The organism is Promicromonospora sp. NPDC059942, assembly GCF_042731755.1.
Taxonomy (GTDB): Bacteria; Actinomycetota; Actinomycetes; order Actinomycetales; family Cellulomonadaceae; genus Promicromonospora.
This window is the reverse complement of sequence record NZ_JBHWLR010000004.1, coordinates 439,900-460,223: the sequence shown is the minus strand read 5'-3', so window position 1 is coordinate 460,223 and position 20,324 is coordinate 439,900. Positions and strand designations below refer to the sequence as shown.

The 20,324-nt window shown below is 73.0% G+C and carries 16 protein-coding genes; 5 read left to right on the top strand and 11 right to left on the bottom strand.

Annotation, left to right across the window (positions count from 1 at the left end):
* Positions 1 to 289: 289 nt before the first annotated feature.
* A complete protein-coding gene (locus ACFV9Q_RS09285; RefSeq protein WP_377234166.1) occupies positions 290 to 1,078 on the top strand; it encodes a GNAT family N-acetyltransferase in 789 nt (262 codons plus the stop codon).
* A gap of 88 nt (positions 1,079 to 1,166) precedes the next feature.
* On the opposite strand, the gene ACFV9Q_RS09280 is transcribed toward ACFV9Q_RS09285, so the two are convergent.
* The 7 genes from ACFV9Q_RS09280 to ACFV9Q_RS09250 form a co-directional block, all read right to left on the bottom strand.
* Complete coding sequence (locus ACFV9Q_RS09280) at positions 1,167 to 2,117, bottom strand: DUF808 domain-containing protein (RefSeq protein WP_377232574.1); 951 nt, start codon at positions 2,115 to 2,117, stop codon at positions 1,167 to 1,169.
* Positions 2,118 to 2,253: 136 nt separating this feature from the next.
* A complete protein-coding gene (locus ACFV9Q_RS09275) occupies positions 2,254 to 3,744 on the bottom strand; it encodes a glycerophosphodiester phosphodiesterase family protein (RefSeq protein WP_377234165.1) in 1,491 nt (496 codons plus the stop codon).
* Between the two features lie 74 nt (positions 3,745 to 3,818).
* Positions 3,819 to 6,515, bottom strand: a complete 2,697-nt coding sequence (locus ACFV9Q_RS09270; protein ID WP_377234164.1) for a glycoside hydrolase family 97 catalytic domain-containing protein — start codon at positions 6,513 to 6,515, stop codon at positions 3,819 to 3,821.
* Between the two features lie 142 nt (positions 6,516 to 6,657).
* Positions 6,658 to 8,871 (bottom strand): heavy metal translocating P-type ATPase, encoded by a 2,214-nt coding sequence (locus ACFV9Q_RS09265; RefSeq protein ID WP_377234163.1) that lies wholly within the window; start codon positions 8,869 to 8,871, stop codon positions 6,658 to 6,660.
* A 305-nt stretch (positions 8,872 to 9,176) separates the two neighbouring features.
* Positions 9,177 to 11,111, bottom strand: coding sequence for a potassium transporter Kup (locus ACFV9Q_RS09260; protein ID WP_377234162.1), 1,935 nt, complete (start codon positions 11,109 to 11,111; stop codon positions 9,177 to 9,179).
* Between the two features lie 113 nt (positions 11,112 to 11,224).
* Positions 11,225 to 11,887: an SDR family NAD(P)-dependent oxidoreductase gene (locus ACFV9Q_RS09255; protein ID WP_377234161.1), complete on the bottom strand. Its 663-nt coding sequence runs from the start codon at positions 11,885 to 11,887 to the stop codon at positions 11,225 to 11,227.
* A 106-nt stretch (positions 11,888 to 11,993) separates the two neighbouring features.
* Positions 11,994 to 13,511 (bottom strand): MFS transporter, encoded by a 1,518-nt coding sequence (locus ACFV9Q_RS09250; protein ID WP_377234160.1) that lies wholly within the window; start codon positions 13,509 to 13,511, stop codon positions 11,994 to 11,996.
* 101 nt (positions 13,512 to 13,612) lie between these two features.
* Here ACFV9Q_RS09250 and ACFV9Q_RS09245 point away from each other — a divergent pair, with 101 nt between their 5' ends.
* Entirely contained in the window at positions 13,613 to 14,173 is a 561-nt protein-coding gene (locus tag ACFV9Q_RS09245) for a TetR/AcrR family transcriptional regulator (RefSeq protein WP_377234159.1), read from the top strand.
* Positions 14,174 to 14,226: 53 nt separating this feature from the next.
* Here the strand turns inward: ACFV9Q_RS09245 and ACFV9Q_RS09240 are convergent, their stop codons facing one another.
* Entirely contained in the window at positions 14,227 to 14,655 is a 429-nt protein-coding gene (locus ACFV9Q_RS09240) for a winged helix-turn-helix transcriptional regulator (protein ID WP_377234158.1), read from the bottom strand.
* A 171-nt stretch (positions 14,656 to 14,826) separates the two neighbouring features.
* Here ACFV9Q_RS09240 and ACFV9Q_RS09235 point away from each other — a divergent pair, with 171 nt between their 5' ends.
* On the top strand, positions 14,827 to 15,384 hold the full coding sequence (locus ACFV9Q_RS09235; RefSeq protein WP_377232073.1) for an NADPH-dependent FMN reductase: 558 nt from the start codon (positions 14,827 to 14,829) through the stop codon (positions 15,382 to 15,384).
* 86 nt (positions 15,385 to 15,470) lie between these two features.
* Here the strand turns inward: ACFV9Q_RS09235 and ACFV9Q_RS09230 are convergent, their stop codons facing one another.
* From ACFV9Q_RS09230 to ACFV9Q_RS09220, 3 genes are read right to left on the bottom strand one after another with little or no spacing between them, the layout of a single operon-like run.
* Entirely contained in the window at positions 15,471 to 17,729 is a 2,259-nt protein-coding gene (locus ACFV9Q_RS09230; protein ID WP_377234157.1) for a heavy metal translocating P-type ATPase, read from the bottom strand.
* Positions 17,729 to 18,697, bottom strand: a complete 969-nt coding sequence (locus tag ACFV9Q_RS09225; RefSeq protein WP_377234156.1) for a heavy-metal-associated domain-containing protein — start codon at positions 18,695 to 18,697, stop codon at positions 17,729 to 17,731. Before ACFV9Q_RS09225 ends, ACFV9Q_RS09230 begins: the two co-directional genes overlap by 1 nt.
* Positions 18,694 to 18,906: a heavy-metal-associated domain-containing protein gene (locus tag ACFV9Q_RS09220; protein ID WP_285107046.1), complete on the bottom strand. Its 213-nt coding sequence runs from the start codon at positions 18,904 to 18,906 to the stop codon at positions 18,694 to 18,696. The genes ACFV9Q_RS09225 and ACFV9Q_RS09220 overlap by 4 nt, the downstream gene beginning before the upstream one ends.
* Positions 18,907 to 19,075: 169 nt before the next feature.
* Here ACFV9Q_RS09220 and ACFV9Q_RS09215 point away from each other — a divergent pair, with 169 nt between their 5' ends.
* A complete protein-coding gene (locus ACFV9Q_RS09215) occupies positions 19,076 to 19,819 on the top strand; it encodes a class I SAM-dependent methyltransferase (protein ID WP_377234155.1) in 744 nt (247 codons plus the stop codon).
* A 16-nt stretch (positions 19,820 to 19,835) separates the two neighbouring features.
* Positions 19,836 to 20,168, top strand: coding sequence for a ribosomal protein L7/L12 (locus ACFV9Q_RS09210; RefSeq protein ID WP_377234154.1), 333 nt, complete (start codon positions 19,836 to 19,838; stop codon positions 20,166 to 20,168).
* Positions 20,169 to 20,324: the final 156 nt, after the last annotated feature.

The following is a 20,324-nucleotide window of genomic DNA, read 5'->3' as shown; positions in this document are numbered from 1 at the left end:
GGGGGCGAACCCTTCCGCCGCGCCCCCTTTGGGGCCCGGGGTTTCTCTTCTTGGACCCCCCCAAAAGAAAAAAACCCCGGGCCTCAAAGGGAAGGGCCGAGGGCCAACGTCGGCTCAGAGCCGACGGCGGATCAGAGCGAACGTCAGACGGGTGCCGACGTCGGACGGGGGCCGACGTCGGGACGGGGGCCGACGTCGGATCAGGGCCGACGTCCAGCCTCAGACGGCGTCCAGCCCCGGCCGGCGCCCGGCCGGAATGCCCACGGCCGGACACCAGTTGCTCATTGACGTGAGCCTTCTGACCGACGCCGCCCCCGGCGGCACCGCCCCCGACCCCTCGGCGCCCGACGTCTCCGCGCCGGCCCCCTCGGCCCCCGACCGCCCGGCGCCCGACTACTCCGCGCTCGACAACGCCGCCTGGTCGTCGCTCTCCGGGGAGCACGCCCACCTCGCCGAGGGCGGCGACCTCGTCCGCCGCTACCCCGTGGACGTCTCGCCGTGGGCCGCCGTCCGCACCTGGGACGACCCGGACGTGTGGGCCGCGATCATCGACCTGGTCGGGTACGACGCCGACTTCCCCGCCCCGCCCGAGTCCGTCGCCCTGCCGGCCGGCTGGGTGCGCGGCGACGTGTTCGGCGGCGTGCAGCTCGTCGAGACGGACCGCGTCCAGGGCCGCCCCGACGAGGAGGCCGTGGTCCTGGGCGCCGCCGACGTCCCCGAGATGCTGGACCTCGTGTCCCGCGCGAAGCCCGGCCCGTTCCTGCCCCGCACCTACGAGATGGGCCGGTACGTCGGCATCCGGCGCGACGGCGAGCTCGCGGCCATGGCGGGCGAGCGGCTGCGGCCCGCCGGCTGGACCGAGATCAGCGCCGTCGCCACGGACGAGCGGTTCCGCGGCCAGGGCCTGGCCACGCGGCTCGTGCTCGACGTCGTGCACCACGTCCGCGAGCGCGGCGCCCGGGCCATGCTGCACGCCTCGGCGGGCAACACGAACGCGATCCGGCTCTACGAGAGCCTCGGGTTCGTGCTGCGCCGCCGCAACGAGTTCGGGAACGTGCGCACCCCGGCCAACGCCTGACCGCAGGCGGCAGGCGCCGACGGAGGCGGCCCCCGGTGCGTATCGCACCGGGGGCCGTGTCCGTGAGGATCAAGGATCGCCCAGCGGCTCAGTGCGCCGCCGGCGCCTCCTCGGCGTCCTTCTTCCGGGACGGCAGCAGGTGCAGCACGGCCACCACGACGGCGCCGACCACGAGGCCGACCACGGCCGAGCAGAGGGTGTTGAACAGCCAGCCGAGGGTACCGCCGAGCGCACCGGCGCCGTCGTGGATGACCACCTCGAGGTGGTGCACCCACTCGTAGGGCCCGGGGATCCAGCCCGTGCCGTCCGCGCCGAGGTTGACGAGCAGGATGTGCCCGCCCACCCAGAGCATCGCGATGGTGCCGACCACGGAGATGACGGCGAGCACGCGCGGCATCGCCTTGACCAGGCCGCGGCCCAGCGTCTGGGAGAACCGGGACTCGCGCTCGGCGAGCCGCAGCCCGACGTCGTCCATCTTCACGATGGCCGCGACGATGCCGTAGACGATGATCGTGATGACGAACGCGACCACGACGAGGATGAGGAGCCGGGACCAGAATGTCTCGTCGGCCACCTCGTCGAGCGCGATCACCATGATCTCGGCCGACAGGATCAGGTCGGTGCGGATGGCGCCGGCGACCAGCTTCTTCTCGGCCTCCGGGCTGACCTCGGCGGCGAGCACCGTCTCCTTGCTGTGGCCGGAGATCTTGTGCCAGATCTTCTCCGCGCCCTCGTACGCGAGGTACGTGCCGCCGATCATCAGCACGATCGGCAGCAGCCACGGCAGGAACTGGCTGAGCAGCAGCGCGGCCGGGAGGATGAAGATCAGCTTGTTACGGATCGAGCCGATCGCGATCTTCTTCACGATCGGGAGCTCGCGCTGCGCGGCGACGCTGCGCAGGTACTGCGGGGTCACGGCGGTGTCGTCCACGACGACACCCGCCGCCTTGGCGGTCGCACGGCCCGTGGCTGCGCCGACGTCGTCGATGGACGCCGCCGCGAGCTTGGCCAGCGCGGCGATGTCGTCCAGCAGTCCCATCAGGCCACCCACGGCGCACCCCGCTCCGGTCGATGTGTCGTCATGTCCCGAAGCCTATGCAATCGAGGCACCCGCATGTGTCAGACGTGCAGGTCCCCCGAGGGACCTGCACGTCTGACACGGGCGGGGGTAGTGGTCAGCGGCCGGCCGGGGTGAGCTCGATGCGGTCCAGGTTCCAGTTCTGGTAGGCATCCTCGGGCAGGGCGATGCGCAGCGTGTGCGTGCCCTTCGTGAGGCGCTGCGTGACGCCGCTGGGCTGGAGCACCTGCTTGGCGTGGCTGGTCGTGTTCCGGACGTCGACGCGGGCGCTCGGCGCGTCGTCGTCGAACGCCACGGTGTACGTGCCGGCGGGCGAGTACGGCGACGACGCGCGCACCGCGACCTCGTAGGTACCGGTCCTCGGCACCTCGACGGAGTAGGTGAGCCACTCGCCGCCGCGCATCCAGCCGAGGCTGACGGCGCCGTCGAGGTCCTGGATGTCCACGCCCTCGCCCGGGCGCATCTGCAGGTTGCTCCGGTTGGCGGGCTCCAGGTCGTGGTACCCGACGCCCTCGCCGGGCAGAAAGTCCTCGGCCTGGACGCGGACGGCGCCGCGCGGCAGCGGGTCGCCCTCGCCGGTGCGCAGCCAGCTCTCCAGCTTCTCGACGTCGTCCGTCTGGAAGATCGTCGTGTGGTACCCGTCCACCAGGGCCTGCCAGCCGCGCAGCGGGTCGATGAGCGAGGCCTCGTCGGTCATCCGCTCAGACAGGCCGTTCCACATCGTGTTGCTCCAGACGCGGCTCCCGCTCGCGACCTTGTCGAGGAACGGACGGCGCGCGACGACGTCGGCCGCGCTGTCGAAGTTGACCTCGTAGGCCACGGGCTGGTCGGCGCCGAACTTCTCGACGTCCGCCACGTTCGCGTCGGTGACCATGTGCATGTAGACGGCGCCGCGGTGCGTGGCCCGGAACTCCTGGACCTGCTCGACGGGCGCGTCCGACTTGTACAGGCCGTTGCGGACCGTGCCGGTCTCGGCGAGCACCGCCCAGATCTCCTCGCGGAACGGCCAGCCCTTGTCGAGGTTGACCAGGCCGCGGTCCTTCGCCAGGAGCATCGCCTGCTCCAGCGTGGGGATCCGCTCGTCGGTCAGCGCGGCCTGCGCGCCGCCGAGGCCCGCGCGCAGCCGGAGCCCCTCGATCTGCTCCAGCGTCAGGCTGTCCACGCGGCCGGTCCCGTTCGTGGTGCGGTCCACGGTCGTGTCGTGCATGAGCACGGGGACGCCGTCGGCGGTGAGCTGGACGTCGAGCTCGACGATCTCCGCGCCGTCCGCGAACGCGGCCAGGATCGCGGGGGCGCTGTTCTCGGGGGCCGCGCGCCACTGCGCACGATGGGCCGCGGTGAGGATCTTCGCGTTCGGGCCGTGGTCCAGCAGGTCGCGGTAGGCGCGCTCGGCGGGGGTGCCGCCGCCGTGGCCCGGGCCGCCGAACGCGGCGGGGGCGGCCGACGACGCCAGGGCGTCCCCGGTACCGATGTGCTGGGTCCCGGCGTGCTGGGCGCCGGCGCCGAGCACCGAGGCGGTGGCCCCGGACAGCAGCAGCGCGGCCGTGGTGACGACGGCCCCGACGCGGGTACGGATGCGTGAGTTCATGGGCCCGACTCTGGTGGTGGTGCCGGCCGCCGGGGCGAAGCGCACACGGCGGCCGGCTGAACACTCGCTGAACGTCAGCCCTGCCCGCAGGTCACGCGGGCGTCGGCCCAGTCGGCGTGGTCGAAGTTCTTGCCGTCCGGCCCCTCGTCGGCGACCAGCCGCAGGCGGCGCACGCCGGTGACGTCGACGTCGAGCGGCACGCCGCCGTCGTCGTTGGACAGGACCGGGGTCTCGGCGAGCAGCACGCCGTCGCCGTAGACGGCGAACCGCACGGAGCCGACGCCGGTGTCGCCGGGCTTGTCGAGCACCTCGTCGTCGATCCCGACGACGGCCGTGAACGCCGTGCAGGCGCCGCCGAGCCAGGCGGTCACCGAGCCGGTCGCGTGCATGCCGATGCCCTTGGCGTAGTTGGTGCCCGCGATCCGCAGCGGCGCTCCGTCGCCGCCCGCGGCCTCGCCGTTGGAGCGGTCGCGCTCGACCGGGCCGTAGCCGTTGCTCTGCTCGGTCCAGTCGAGGTCGGAGACGTAGGGGTTCCCGGTCGGGGCGGGCGGCGTGACCCACAGCGTGGCCTGGCTTGCGGCGACGTGGTCGCCACCACCACCGGGCGCGCCTGCGGCCCGGTAGTCGACGTCGACCGGCACCTCGAACGTGCCCGTCGCGCCGTCGGCGGGCACCCGGACCTGCCACGTGAAGCGCGCGGTCTGCCCGGCGGCGAGCCGCGCCACGGTGCGGGTGCCCTGGTCGGCGGTCCAGCCCTCGGGCAGGTCGGGCATCAGCCGCACGCGCGTGACGGCGCGGTCCGCCACCGTGAACGCGGCCGTCACCGTCACGGTGCTGCCGGGCTCGACGTCGGCCTGCTCCGGGTCGACCGTGATCGTGGCGTCCGGCCGGGCCTCCAGCGGCTCCAGGCACGACTCCCGGTCCCCGGTCGCCGCGCACACGACGGCCACGAAGCCCCCGTTGTCCGCCGTCGGGACCCGCAGCGTGTCCGCGGCCGTCGTGCGCACCGTCGAGTGCACGGTGGCCGACCCGTTCGCGCCGTCGTCCGTCAGCAGGTCGACGACCACCTTGGACCCGTGCGCGAGACCCGCCAGCGGGAGCCGCAGCGGCTCGCCCGAGCCCGCCCGCATGCCGCCCACGAACCAGCGGTCCCCGGAGCGGCGCGCGAGCACCGCGTCCTTCCCGGGCGTGCCGCTGAGCAGCCGCACCTCGTCCCAGGTCGTGGGGAGGTTCCGCAGGAACGGCAGCGCGTTCGGCTCGTCGTCGTACCCCTCGGGCTTGTCCGAGATGTGCTGCCAGCCCGACTCGTAGACGACCGCCATCGCGGCCTGCTGCGCCTTGGACGTCCTGGCGTTGTCGCGGGAGAAGACCACGGGCGTGAAGTCCATCGACCCGAGCACGTTGCGCGTGAACGGCACGATGAGGCTGCGCTCGGGGCTGATCCCGTTCTCCATGCCGCGCACGGCCTCGTAGCTCATGATGTGCGGCCAGGTCCGCTGCATCCCGGTGGGCAGGGCGGCGCCGTGGAAGTTGACCATCAGCTCGTACCGGGCGGTGTCGCGCGCGACGTCGTCGTACCACTGGTGGATCTCCTGCGAGTCGGAGTCCATGAAGTCCACCTTGATGCCGCTCACGCCCCACGACCTCAGGCGCGGCAGCCACTCGTCGCGCTGCTCCTGGGTGCGCAGGTCGCGGCTGTGGAACCAGACGATCACGTCGACGCCGCGGGTGTGCGCGTAGCGGACCGTGCGCGGCACCCAGCTCGCGTCCCAGCCCTCGTCGAGCAGCACGTACTCCCAGCCGTTGCGCGCGGACAGGTCGACGAAGTCCCGCTGGCGCGCCTCGTCGCGCGGGCTGCTCCCGTCGGTCAGCCAGCTCCAGCTCGACCGGCCAGGCCTGATCCAGTCAGCACCCGGGTCCAGGGCGGCGGGCGTGGCGAGGTCGTCCACCAGCGTGGAGCCGACGACGCCGGCCAGGTCGCCGACGATCGCGACCCGCCACGGGGTGGACAGGTCGCCCGTCGTGGTGACGGGGCGGCCCTCGAAGAGGTCGATTCCGTAGCTCAGCGAGCCGGCCTCGTGCGTCAGGTGCGAGCCCGAGTAGTCGCCGTGCAGGTCGGCCTCCGTGACCAGCACGTACCGGTCGCCCTGCCCGAACAGCACCGGGTACCCGACGCTGCCGGAGCCGTTGCCCGCCGCGGCGGTCGTCGTGCTCCACTCCGCCTCGTAGTTGACGGCGTACGAGCGCTGCATCCACGCCGGGCCGTCCGCGGCCGGCTCCCACGCGCCCGACTCGTCGTCGACCCGGTGCTCGCCCGGGCCGTCCAGCAGGTAGCGGTAGGCGACGCCGTCGTCGGACACGCGGACCGCGATCCGCAGCCGCGCGCCGGCCGGGTCGGCGAACGTGAACACGGACTCGCGGTGGGTGTAGCTGCGGCGCTCGCGCTTGCCGGTGCTCATCGAATAGGTGTCGGAGACGGTGCGGTCCTGCCGGCCGGCGAATGTCAGCCCGGTGGTCAGGTCGCCGTCGCTGCCCCGCAGGCCCAGGCGCGTGGCAGAGAGCACCGTGTCGCCGTCGGCGAGCACGTCGAGCGCCACCTGCCCGGCGGCGTCCAGGTGCAGCAGCCCGTCCAGGTGCGAGCCCCGCGGACCCTCCACCCGCCAGCTCGACGCCGTCCCGCCCGCCGGGTCCGGGCCGGTGCCGCCTGCCGGAGCCGCGCTCGCGCTGCCCGCGACCACCAGGCCGCTCGCGACGAGGGCGACGGCTGACACCGCTGTCACCAGATGGAGAGCAGGACGGAACGCTGGTACGAGCTTCACGAGGTCTCCCTTGACTTCGGTCCGGTGCGCCGCCCAGAAGGCTAGGCGGCGCACCGGACCAGGTCAACAGGCGTTCTCGCACGTCCTGCCCTTGCTACTGCCGGCCTGGGCGCAGGTCGAGGCGGCGCAGGAGCTGGGCGTTGAGCGCCACGACCACGGTCGACAGCGACATCAGGACGGCGCCCGCCGACATCGGCATCACGAAGCCGATCGGCGCCAGCACGCCCGCGGCCAGCGGCACCGAGATCAGGTTGTACCCGGCCGCCCACCACAGGTTCTGCTTCATCTTGCGGTAGCTGGCCCGCGACAGCTCGATCACGGACAGCACGGACCGGGGGTCGTCGCTGGCGAGGATGACGCCCGCGGAGGCGATCGCCACGTCGGTGCCGGCCCCGATCGCGATGCCGACGTCGGCCTGGGCGAGCGCCGGGGCGTCGTTCACGCCGTCGCCGACCATCGCGACCTTGCGGCCCTCGGCCTGGAGCTGCGCGACCTTGGCGGACTTGTCCTCCGGCCGGATGCCGGCGAAGAACCGGTCGACGCCGAGCTGGTCCGCGACGGACCGGGCCACGGCCTCGGCGTCGCCCGTGATCATGACCACCTGGACGCCCCGGTCGTGCAGCGCGCGGACGGCGTCCGCGGACTCGGCCCGCACCTCGTCGGCGAGCTTGATCGCGCCGACCACCGCGCCGTCGCGCAGCACGTGCAGGATGATCGCGCCGTCCTTGCGCCAGGTCTCTGCCACCGCGAGCTCGTCCTGCCGGTTCTCCTCCAGCAGGCGCGGCCCGCCGACGCGGACCTCGTGCTCGTCGACGGTGGCCGTCACGCCCACGGCGGGCGACGAGGCAAACCCGGTGGCACGCGGGACCGTGAGGCCCCGCTCCTGCGCCGCCCGCACGATCGCCCGGGCCAGCGGGTGCTCGCTGTCCGACTCGGCGGCGGCCGCGAGCGCCAGCAGCGTGTCGGCGTCGAGACCGGGCTCGCCGGAGGGCTGTACGTCGAGCTGCACGTCGGCGACCGTGGGCTCGCCCTTGGTCAGGGTGCCGGTCTTGTCGAACAGCACGGTGTCGACGGTGCGCATGCTCTCCAGCGCCAGGCGGTCCTTGATCAGCACGCCCCCGCGGGCGGCGCGCTCCGTGGCGATCGAGACGACGAGCGGGATCGCGAGGCCCAGGGCGTGGGGGCAGGCGATGACGAGCACGGTCACGGTGCGGATCACGGCGTCGTCGGGCAGCCCGGCGAGCGACCAGACGACGGCGGTCAGAGCCGCCGCGCCCAGCGCGAACCAGAACAGCCAGCCCGCGGCGGTGTCGGCGAGGCGCTGCGCGCGCGAGGACGAGGCCTGGGCCTCGGCCACCAGCCGCTGGATGCCGGCCAGGGCGGTGTCGTCGCCGGTGGCGGTGACCTCGACGCGCAGGCCGGAGTCGGTCGCGACCGTTCCGGCGGTCACGGGCTCGCCGGGGCCGCGCGGGACGGTGCGCGACTCCCCCGTCACCATGGACTCGTCCATCTCCGCCCGGCCGTCGACGACGCGCCCGTCGGCGGGGACGCTCCCGCCCGGCCGCACCACGACGACGTCGCCGACCACGAGGTCGGCCGGCGCGACCTTGACGACCTGGTCGCCGTCGACCCGTTCGGCCTCGTCCGGCAGCAGGGCCGCGAGCGAGTCCAGGGCCGACGTCGTCTGCGCGAGCGAGCGCATCTCGATCCAGTGGCCCAGCAGCATGATCACGATCAGGAGCGCGAGCTCCCACCAGAAGTCGAGCTGGTGGTCGAGCAGCCCGAGGCTGGCGCCCAGCGACGCGACGAACGCGACCGTGATGGCCAGGCCGATCAGCAGCATCATCCCGGGCTTGCGGGAGCGCAGCTCGGAGACGGCGCCGGTGAGGAACGGCGAGCCGCCCCAGACGTACATGACGGTGCCGAGCACCGGCGGGATCGCGGTGGCCCAGGCGGCGTCGGGCAGCTCGTAGCCCAGGATCATCGCGAACATGCCGGAGAACGCGACGACCGGCACCGCCAGGAGGAGCATGATCCAGAACAGCCGCCGGAACTGGCCGACGTGGTCGCCGTGCCCGGCGTGACCCATGTGGCCGGCGTGGGTGTCGTGACCGGCGTGGGCGTCGTGACCGGCGTGCTCGTCATGTCCCGTGTGGTCGGTGTCGTGGCCTGCATGCTCGCGGGTGGGGGTACTTCCGTGCGCCGTGTGCTCCTCGTGCGACATGTGCTCGTGGTGCGCATGCTCGTCGGGCACGGCGGGGCCGGGTGCGACAGGCTGCACGGTGGGGTGCTGGTGTGGCTCGTTCATGGATCGGCTCCTGGGTTGAGCAGAGCATGCCCGGTGGGGCAGCAACACCTCATGTATACCCCTAGGGGGTATCGACGTCAAGCGTCCGGCCTCCGGGCAGCCGAGGATCCAGGAGCGCCCACGACAACGAGGTGTGTTGCTCAGCGTGGACAAGTCCCACACTGAGCAACACACCTCGTTGCCTTACGGCCGCCCTGGCGCGACCCTGAAGCCCCGCAACTAAGCCTCAGGTTGAGGTTCAGGGTTTGGCCAAGGCTCGGGTTCAGGTCGAGGTCGAGACTCGACGGACCCGGGCCGGTGCGTCGCTAGACGTCGACGTGGGACCCGAGCAGCACCGTGCGGTCACGGGGCAGGTTGAAGTGCTCGGCGGCGTCCGCCGTGATGTACGACGTCGCGATGAACAGCCGCTTGCGCCAGGCCGGCATCCCCGGCTCCTTGCCGAGCCGGAGCTGGATGCGGGACAGGAAGTACGTCGCGTTGTCCAGGTCGAGCCGGCCCTCGGTGTCCTCCGGGCCGAGCTGGGCCAGCGCCGCGGGCACGTCCGGCCGTTCGTCGTACCCGAACCGCACGGTGAGGTGCGTGATGCCGTCCCGGCCCTCGCCGAGGTGCTCGACGACCACGCGGTCCTCGTCCGTCAGGCGCGGCACGATGGCGACGTCGACCGCCACGACCGCCACCTGCTCGTGCCGCACGTGGTTGTGCTCGACGTTCGCGCGCAGCGCGAGCGGCGCCGTCTCGCTCCCGCGGTTGAGGAAGATGGCCGTGCCGCTGACCACCTGCACGGGAGCCTTGCGGGTCCGCAGCCCGTCCACGAAGGCGCGCAGCGACCCCTCCATGGCCTCGCGCTTGGCGCTGACGATCTCGCGCCCGCGCTGCCAGGTGGTCATGACGGTGAACGCGGTCACCGCGATCACGAGCGGCAGCCACGCGCCGTGCACGAGCTTGGTCAGGTTCGCCGCGAGGAACAGCAGGTCGATCGTCAGCAGCACGGCGGCCATCGACGCCAGCACCCACTTCGGCACGTTCCACGTCTTCCAGGCCACGTAGAAGAACAGCGTCGTCGTGATCGTGATGGTGCCGGTCACGGCCATGCCGAAGGCGTAGGCCAGCGAGGCCGAGTTGCGGAACGCGAAGACCAGGGTGAGCACCGAGACCATGAGCAGCCAGTTGATCCACGGCACGTAGATCTGGCCACGCTCGGACCGGGAGGTGTGCAGGATCCGCAGGCGCGGCAGGTAGCCGAGCTGCGCGGCCTGCGCCGTCACCGAGAACGCGCCGGTGATGACGGCCTGGGACGCGATCACCGTCGCGGCGGTGGCCAGGACCACCATCGGGATCAGCGCCCAGTCCGGCGTCAGCAGGAAGAACGGGGCCGACAGGTTGGCGCGGTCCTGGAGGATCAGCGCGCCCTGGCCCATGTAGCTCAGGGTGCACGCCGGGAGCACCAGGAAGATCCACCCGACCGAGATCGGCCGGCGGCCGAAGTGGCCCATGTCGGCGTACAGCGCCTCGGCGCCCGTCACGGACAGCACGATCGCGGCGAGCGCGAAGAACGCCAGGTCGAACCGGCCGGCCAGGAAGCCCAGGGCGTACGTGGGCGAGAGCGCCTTGAGGATGCCGGGCTCGCTGGCCACGCCCCAGATGCCGCACGCGCCGATCGCGACGAACCACGTGATCATCACGGGGCCGAACAGCCGGCCGACGGCCGCCGTCCCGAACTTCTGCGCGGCGAAGAGGAGCACGATGATCACGGCGGTGACCGGGACGATCCAGCCCTCGAACTCGGGGTTGATGATCTTCAGGCCCTCGACCGCCGAGAGCACCGAGATGGCCGGCGTGATCATGCTGTCCCCGAGGAACAGCGCGGCGCCGAACAGGCCGAGCCCGGCCAGCGTGAGGGTGATCCGCGTCGACCCGTTCCTCGCCCACCGGCGCAGCAGCGTGATCAGGGCCATGATGCCGCCCTCGCCGTCGTTGTCGACCCGCATCGCCAGCAGCACGTACGTGATGGTGACGATGAGCATCACCGACCAGAAGATCAGCGAGACGACGCCGTAGACGTTCTCCGTGGTGGCCGGCACCGGGTGCGGGTCCGCCGGGTTGAAGACCGTCTGGAGGGTGTAGATCGGGCTGGTGCCGATGTCGCCGAACACGACGCCGAGCGCGCCGACCACGACGGCGAGCCGCAGGGCCTCCGCGGGTCGCGGGACGAGGCCGGGCGGGCGGATTGCAGTAGTCACCCGTGGAACCTAAGGCGGATACCGCGTGGCACGCGCGGCATTGACGGTTTCTTAACACCCTCCGCGTCACACCGCGGGCGTCCGGCCGGGCCTGGCCCGACGCCGCCGGGGGCTCAGTCGAGCGGGGAAAGGAACTCGCGGAACTCGCCGGGCGTGGTGTGCAGTCCCCAGATGCGCTCGGCGACGGCGTCAGGGCCTCGTTCAGGATCGTCGGCGGGTATTGCGCCGGGGATCACGAGCTGCCTCACCCGGATGCCCTCGGGCTCCAGGGCGTCGTGCAGCATCTGCCCGTAGGCGCTCTCCCCGGCGAAGCCGATGGACGTGCCCGCGTACCCGGCGCGCGGGCGCACCGAGGTGCCGCCGTTGATGAGCACGACCGTGCCGGTGCCCGCCTCCCGCATGCCGGGCAGCACCGCGTTCACGGCGGCCACGGGGCCGAGCACGGAGAACCGGACGGCCTCCAGGATGTCCGCCGCGGGGGTCTCCGTGACGGGCCGCAGGTAGTGGCGGGCGGGCAGCGGGCTGTACTGGAGCACGGAGACCGGCCCCAGATCGGCGGCCGCGGCGGTCAGGGCCGCCGCGAGCGCGTCGGCGTCCAGCACGTCGGCCGCGTAGCCCCGGGCGGTGACGCCGTCGCCCGCCAGCTCGGCGGCCAGCGCGTCGACCTTGTCCTGGCTGCGGGAGATCAGCGCGACGGCGAAGCCCTCGCGCGCGAAGCGCCGCGCGACGGCCTGGCCGACGCCGGGTCCGGCGCCGATGATGGCGATGGTGGACATGCGACGAGTCCTCTCGTAGGTGTCGCTCGAAGGTGTCGACTCGACGCTACGTCCGGTGGGGCGGGTGGGCCAGGCACTGTCAGGGCACCCCTCGTCGCCCGCGCCCTCACCGCTCGTTCGGGATGAGCCGCCAGGCCACCACGGCCGCGACCGCGACCAGCACCGCCGCCACCACGCACGTCGTCTGCAGCGACGCGACGAACGCCTCGCGCGCCGCGTCCAGCACGGCAGCCTCCAGGCCGGCCGCCTGCTCCCCCGCCACGGCGACCGCCGAGGCGAGCGAGTCGCCGGCCTGGGCCGCGGCGTCGGGCGCCAGGCCCGCGGGCAGGGCGACCCGGCCCTGGTAGCCGAGGGTGACCAGGGAGCCGAGCACGGCGACGCCCAGCGCGACGCCGAGCTCGTACGCCGTCTCGGAGATCGCCGAGGCCCCGCCCGCCTTGGCCGGCGGGACGGCGGAGACCACGGCGTCCGTGGTGAGCGTCATCGCGAGCCCCACGCCGAGGCCGGCCGGGACCAGGGCGAGCGCGAGCCAGACGTAGTGGTCGGCGCCCTCGGCTACGGCGATCGCGACCATGCCCAGCGCGGTGACCGCCAGCCCGAGCGCGATGGCGCGGCCACGGCCGAACTTCCGCAGCGACCAGCCCACCACCACGACCACCGCGATGGACGCCAGGGTGGCGGGCAGCTCGGCGACGCCCGCGACCAGCGGCGAGAACCCGCGCACGAGCTGCAGGTACTGCGAGAAGAAGAACAGCATGCCGGTCAGCGCGAAGATCGCGATCAGGTTGGCCGCCACCGCCCCGCTGAACGCCGGCACCTTGAACAGGCCGACGTCGAGCAGCGGGCCGCGGCCGTCCGCCGCGAGCCGGTTCTGCCGCCGCACGAACCAGACACCGGAGCCCACCGCGAGCGCCAGCACGCCGATCGCGAGCGCGTCGACGCCCTCGGACGCGGCGTGCTTGATGGCCCAGACCAGCGGCATGACGGCGGCGAACGACAGGAGCACGGACAGCAGGTCGAGGCGGCCGGGGTGCGGGTCCTTCGCCTCGGGCAGCAGCACGGCGCCGGCGACCACCAGGACCAGCACGACGGGCACGTTGACGAGGAAGACCGAGCCCCACCAGAAGTGCTCCAGCAGCAGCCCGCCGACCAGCGGCCCGACCGCGGCGCCGCCGCCCGCCGCGGCGGACCAGACGGCGATGGCGCGGCTGCGCTCGGCGGCGTCGGGGAACAGCGTGCGGATGAGGGAGAGCGTCGAGGGCATGATCGTGGCACCCGCGACGCCGAGCAGCAGGCGGGCGGCGATCAGGGTCTCCGCGTTGGGCGCGAACGCCGCGAGCGCCGAGGCGACGCCGAAGGCGGTGGCGCCGATGAGCAGCAGGCGCTTGCGCCCGATCCGGTCGGCCAGGGTGCCCATGGTGACCAGGAGCCCGGCGATGGCCAGCGAGTAGATGTCGCCGATCCACAGGACCTGGGTGGCGGTGGGCGCGAGGTCGCGCGTGAGCGACGGCACGGCCAGGTAGAGCACGGTGCCGTCGATCGCCAGCAGGCCGACCGCCAGCACGAGGACGGCGAGCGCGGCCCACCGGCGGCGCACGGAGAGAAGGGGAGCAGGAGCGGTCACCCGCGTAACTGTACCGTCTAGCCGGTACAGTTTTCTAGGACGGGGCCTGTGACGCGGCCTATAGTGCGTGCCGGGCGGTGCGACGAACACGGGAGGCGGCGATGGGCAGGACGGCGGGCAGGAGCCCGGAGCAGACGCGCGCGGCGATCCTGGACGCGGCGAGCCGGCTGGTCCGCGAACGCGGAGTCTCCGCGAGCCTCGACGACGTCGCGCGCCGGGCCGGCGTGTCCAAGGGCGGGCTGCTCTACCACTTCGCGAACAAGCACGACCTGCACCTCGCCCTGGCGACCGACTGGCTGGAGCGGTTCCGCACCGCGGTGCTCGCCGCGATCCCCGCCGACGACGACGCCCCCGGCCGCCTCACCCGCGCCTACGTGCGCGTCTCGATCGACGGCGCCCTGGACGCCGCGGCCTCGCGCGACGCGCTCGTGGTGATCGCGCACCTGTCGAGCGTGGACGCCGTCATCGACCTGGCCCGGGCCGACGCGCGCCGCTGGAACGACGACCTCCGGGCGGACGGCCTGCCCGAGGACGTGCTCTCGCTCGTGGTGGCGGCAGCGGACGGCGCGAGCGCGCAGCCCGCCTGGGGCGGCGAGCCGACGCCTCAGGAGCTGGCCCGGCTGCGCGAGCAGCTGCTGGCGCTCACGATGCTCGACGGCTGACGCCGTCAGGCCGCACCGTCGTCAGGCCGCCGCTCTGCCAGGCCACAGCGTCGTCAGACCGCCTCGCTCCCCCGGTCGAACCGGGCGCGGCTCTCGCGCAACTGCTGCCCGTGGTCCTGGGCCCAGTCCACGAAACCGTGCGCGAGGTCCATGAGCTTCCAGCCGAGCGGGGTCAGCTCGTACTCGACGCGCGGCGGCACCTCGGCGTAGGCGGTGCGGGTGATCATCCCGTCGCGCACCAGGCCGCGGAGGGTCTTGCTGAGCATCCGGTGCGAGACGCCGGCCACGACCTCCTGGATGGCGGAGAACCGCTGCGGGCCGTCGGAGAGGGAGGCCACCACGAGCAGCGTCCACCGGTCGGCCACCTGGCCCATGAGGTCCCGGGTCAGCTCGTGCGTCTCGCTGTCGCACGGCGAGTCGGGCCCCCCGGGCATCCGTGCCGCCAGGCCGTCCAGACGCGTGTCACGCGAGATCCGCACCATGCCGCATTGCTTCCTCTCCGGTTACCGACGCACTCCGAAGTGCGTGTTCGAAAGCTGGATTACCCGCTTCTGCGCACTGTTGTGTCACGTGGACCAACCACCCCGGCCCCGCGTTCGTTCCCGCGCCCGGGCGGGTCCACCGACAGCACTCACGGAAGCGAAGGACGAGCAATGCTCAAGATCGGAATCATCCTCGGCAGCACCCGCCCCGGCCGCAACGGCGAGGCCGTGGCCAAGTGGGTCTACGAGATCGCGTCGCAGCGCACGGACGCCGAGTTCGAGCTCGTCGACCTGGCGGACTACCCCCTGCCGCACCTCGACGAGCCCATGTCCCCGGCGATGGGCCAGTACGCCCACGACCACACCAAGGAGTGGGCCGCCAAGGTGGCCGAGTTCGACGGCTACGTGTTCGTGACGCCGGAGTACAACCACTCCACCTCGGGCGTGCTCAAGAACGCCCTCGACTTCGTCTACGGCGAGTGGAACAACAAGGCGGCCGGCATCGTCTCCTACGGCGGCGTCGGCGGCGCCCGCGCCGCGGAGCACCTGCGCCTCATCCTCGCGGAGCTGCAGGTCGCCACGGTGCGCCAGCAGGTCGCGCTGTCGCTGATCACCGAGTTCGAGAACTACTCGGTGTTCAAGCCGGGCGAGCACCTGACCCCGGCGCTGGACACGCTGCTGGACCAGACGGTCGCCTGGTCCGCCGCGCTGGAGCCGCTGCACGCCTGACACCCCGCAGCAACCACTCGTTGAGTGCGGGGTATTTGCGCTTCTGAGCGGTCCAGAAGCGCAGATACCCCGCACTCAACGAGGCGTCAGCGGCGGAAGGTGCGCAGGCGCAGGCTGTTGCCGACCACGAACACGCTGGAGAACGCCATCGCGGCGCCGGCCAGCATCGGGTTGAGCAGGCCGAGGGCCGCCAGCGGGATCGCTGCGACGTTGTACCCGAAGGCCCAGAACAGGTTGGTCCGGATGGTGCCGAGCGTCCGGCGCGACAGCCGGATCGCGTCGGCGGCCGAGGTGAGGTCGCCGCGCACGAGCGTGATGTCCGCCGCCTCGATCGCGGCGTCGGTGCCCGTGCCCATCGCCAGGCCCAGGTCGGCCTGCGCGAGCGCCGGGGCGTCGTTGACGCCGTCCCCGACCATCGCCACGATCCGGCCCTCGGCCTGCAGCTTCGCCACGACGTCGGCCTTGTCCTGCGGCATGACCTCGGCGATCACCTCGGTGATCCCCACGGCGGCGGCGACCTGCTCCGCGACGGCCCGGTTGTCGCCGGTGAGCAGAACGGGCGTCAGCCCGAGCGCCACGAGCTGGGCGACGGCGTCGGCGCTGGTCGGCTTCACCTGGTCGGCCACCACCAGGATGCCGCGGGCCTGCCCGTCCCAGCCGACGGCGACCACGGTCCGGCCCTCGCCCTCCGCGCGGGCCTTGGCCCGAGCCAGGTCCTGAGGCAGGTACTGGGACCAGTCGGCGAGCAGGCTCTCGCGCCCGACGACGACGGCGTGCCCGTCGACGACGCCCTGCACGCCCTGGCCCTGGACGCTCTCGAACGACTCCGGCGTCGGCAGGTCGCCGACCTCCTGGGTGGCGCCCTTGGCGACGGCCTGCGCCACGGGGTGCTCGGAGGCGTCCTCCAGGGCGCCCGCGAGCCGCAGCAGCTCTGCGCGCGAGGTGCCGTCGGCGGGGACGGCCTCCTGGAGCGTCATCCGGCCGGTGGTGACGGTGCCGGTCTTGTCGAGCACCACGGTGTCCACCTTGCGGGTGGACTCCAGCACCTCCGGCCCCTTGATGAGGATGCCGAGCTGGGCCCCGCGGCCGGTGCCCACCAGCAGCGCGGTCGGGGTGGCCAGCCCCAGGGCGCAGGGGCAGGCGATGATCAGCACCGCGACGGCGGCGGTCAGCCCGGCCGCGGCGGGGAACCCGGCGCCGAGCCAGAAGCCCAGGGTCGCCACCGCGATCGCGATGACCACCGGGACGAAGATGCCGGAGACCCGGTCGGCCAGGCGCTGGATCTCCGCCTTGCCGGACTGCGCGTCCTCGACCAGGCGCGCGATCCGCGCGAGCTGGGTGCCCGACCCGACCTCGGTGGCCCGCACCACGAGGCGGCCGCCCGAGTTCACGGTCGCCCCGGCCACGGTGTCGCCGACGCCGACCTCGACCGGGACGGACTCCCCCGTGAGCAGCGACGCGTCGATCGCGGACGAGCCGGCGACGACCACGCCGTCGGTCGCGACCTTCTCCCCCGGCCGCACCACGAACTCGTCACCCACGGCCAGGGTCTCGACCGGCACGCGCGTCTCGGCACCGTCGCGCAGCACCGCGACGTCCTTCGCGCCCAGCTCCAGCAGCGCGCGCAGCGCGGCGCCCGCCCGGCGCTTGGACCGCTTCTCGAAGTACCGCCCGGCCAGCACGAACATCGTGACGCCGGTGGCCACCTCGAGGTAGATGTTGGCGGCGCCGTCGGACGGCGCGACCGTCAGCTCGAACCCGTGCGTCATCCCGGGCTCGCCCGCCGTGCCGAGGAACAGCGCGTACAGGGACCAGCCGAAACCGGCCAGCACGCCCAGCGAGACGAGGGTGTCCATGGTGGCGGCGCCGTGCCGCAGGTTCGTCCACGCCGCCCGGTGGAACGGCCACGCCCCCCACAGCGCGACGGGGGCCGCCAGCACGAGCGACGCCCACTGCCAGTACGTGAACTGCCAGGCCGGGACCATCGCGAGCGCGATCACCGGCACGGTGAGCACGACCGTCGTGATCAGCCGGTCCCGCAGCGCGGACAGCTCCCGGTCCTGCGCGCCGGGCGCGCCGTCGTCGTCCGCGGGCGCCTCGGGGGGCGCGGGCAGGACGGCGGTGTAGCCGGTCTTCTCGACCTCGGCCACCAGGGCGCCCAGGTCGTACCCGGCGGGCGCGGTGACCTTCGCCTTCTCCGTGGCGTAGTTGACGCTCGCCGTCACGCCGTCGAGGCGGTTGAGCTTCTTCTCGATCCGCATGGCGCACGACGCGCAGGTCATGCCGCCGATCTCCAGGTCGACCGTGGTCATCGGCTCGTCCGTGCGGGACGTGGTGCCGGACATCAGCCCCTCCCCTCCGTGTCCAGGACGAAGCGTGCGGTGTGCACGTCCCCGTCCACCTTGAAGTCCAGGTACAGCAGGTAGCGGCCCGGGGTGGGCGCCTCGGTCATGAACGTGACGTCCGGCCCGGACACCGCACCCGGCGCGGGCTCGTCGCCCTCGGGGTGCACGTGCAGGTAGGCCAGGTCGCCCGCGCGCAGCGCGACGAGGTGCCCGAAGGCGCCGAGGTACGGCTCCAGGTCCGTGACCGGCTCGCCGTCGCGCGTGACGGTCGCCGTCAGCGTCGACTCCCCGCTCGCGCTCAGGTCCCCCGTGAGCGTCGCGGTGTACCCGCCGGTCGTGTCGGACGCCGACACCGCCGTCGCCGGCCGCGCGTCGAGGTCGCCCGCGACGTCGACCGTCCGGCCGAGCGTCAGGTTCTCGCCGGTCGCCTCGGGGACGAAGTCCGCGAGCACGCGGTAGGTGCCCGCCTCGTCCCAGGTCCACGGCATCGACCAGACGCCGTCGGCAGACATCGTCGGGTGCACGTGGCGGAACCGCTCGCCGTCGGAGCGGACGACGACCAGGTGCAGCTCCTTGTCGTGCTCCGTGGCGAACTCGGTCACCGCCGCGCCGTCGGCCGAGGTGATCGAGAACGAGAGTGCGCCCCGCTCGCCCACCTCGTCCGGGACGGTCACGGGGCTCAGGAGCAGGCCGTCCTGCTCCAGAGACAGCCCGCGCACCGGCGCCGGGCCGGCGCCGCCGGACCCGTGGGCGCCGGCCGGCTCCTCGCCGGACTCGCCGCCCGCGTCCCCGTGGCCCGCACCGGACATCTCCATGTCGTCGGACCCGGAGGCCCCGTCGGCCCCGGCCGCCGCCGACCAGGCGACGACCGAGGCCTCCGGGACGACCGCGCCCGCGACGGCGAAGGACGCGACGAACAGCGCCGCGAGCCCCCCGCCGTACAGGCCCAGCCGCTGGGGCGCGTTCATGAGAGACGCGCCGCCTCGTATCCCGCCTCGTCCACGGCGGCCAGGACCGCGGCCTCGTCCAGCGCCGCGGCGCTGCGGACCACGAGCCGGCCGGTCGCCGCGCTGACGTCGACCTGCTCCACGCCCGGGAGGCGGCTCACCTCGCCGCGCACCGACATCTCGCAGTGCCCGCAGGTCATCCCCGTCACCTGGTACTCGCTCGTCGTCATCGTCTCGCCTCTCGGTGTTGATACCTTGCTACCCCTAGGGGGTAACCGTATGTCGCTCACCATATACCCCTCAGGGGTATCGCGCGCAACATCGCGTCCGGGCATCGCCAGGCGGTGCGACCGCAGAAAAGGGCTGCGCCGGACCCGCCGCCCCTGACAGGGTGGCGCGATGGACGCCACCGGGAACGAGACACGGGCCGCCTGGGCCGTCGCATCGCGCAAGTACGAGGACGAGTACGCCGAGCACCTCGCGCTGGCCCGCACCGCCGAGCTCCTGCCCGCCGAGGTCGACGCCCTGGGCGACCTCGTCGCCGGCGCCGACGTGGTGCACCCGATGAGCGGCCACGGGCTCGACGACATCGCGCTCGCGCGCCTGGGGGCGCGCTCCGTGCACGGGCTCGACTACAGCGAGGCCGCCGTCTCCAGCGCGCAGCGGCGGGCGGACGAGCTCGGCCTGCCGTGCCGCTACACCCGGGCGACCCTGCCCGCGAGCGGGCTGGACGACGCCTGTGCCGACCTGGTCTACACGGGCAAGGGGGCGCTGATCTGGCTCGCCGACCTCGGGGCACTCTTCGGGGAGGCGCACCGCCTGCTGCGGCCGGGCGGCCGCCTCTACGTTTACGAGGCGCACCCGCTGGTGCCGCTGTGGGACTGGGACGCCGACGAGATCCAGGTGCGCCCCGACCGCGGGTACTTCGCCCCCGCGCACGTGAACGACACCTTTCCCGGCAACGGCGCCGTGGAGCGGCAGCACACGCTCGCGGGCATCGTCACGGCCTGCCTGGGCGCGGGGTTCGCGATCGAGGAGCTGCACGAGCACCCGGAGCCGTTCTGGCACCCCGAGGGCTTCACCGCCGTCGCCTGGGACGGACGCGTGCCCAACACGTTCAGCCTGCTCGCGCGCCGGACCTGACCGCTACGGTCAGGACATGTTTCCCCTGGAGATCGTTCCCGTCGCGATATTCGTCGTCCTGCTCTTCCTGTACCTGACCGTCAGCGGGCACCTGCGCGAGAGCGGAAAGGCGATCGAGCGGGTCGAGCGAAAGGTCGACCTGATCCTCGATCATCTCGATATCGAATGGCCGAGCGCCGACGGGATCTCGCCGGAAGCCCTGGCCGAGATCGACCGGCACATCTGGTCCGACCGCCGGATCCAGGCGATCAAGCTGTACCGGGAAGCCACCGGCCTCGGGCTCGTGGAGGCGAAGGTGTGGGTCGACCGGCGTGCGGAGCAGGGTCCGGCCGACGACCGCAGCTCCTGAGCGCACCCCTCGGGACCCACGACCGCCGCCCCTCTCCTGACCCGTCCGGACGCTCCCCGCAAAACCTCATTTCGGCGACAATTCACCTTCCCGATCGGTAGGGTTGCTGACGTCGCGCCTGTGTAGTGACCGGGCGGGCTTTCTCTTTGTGGAGTG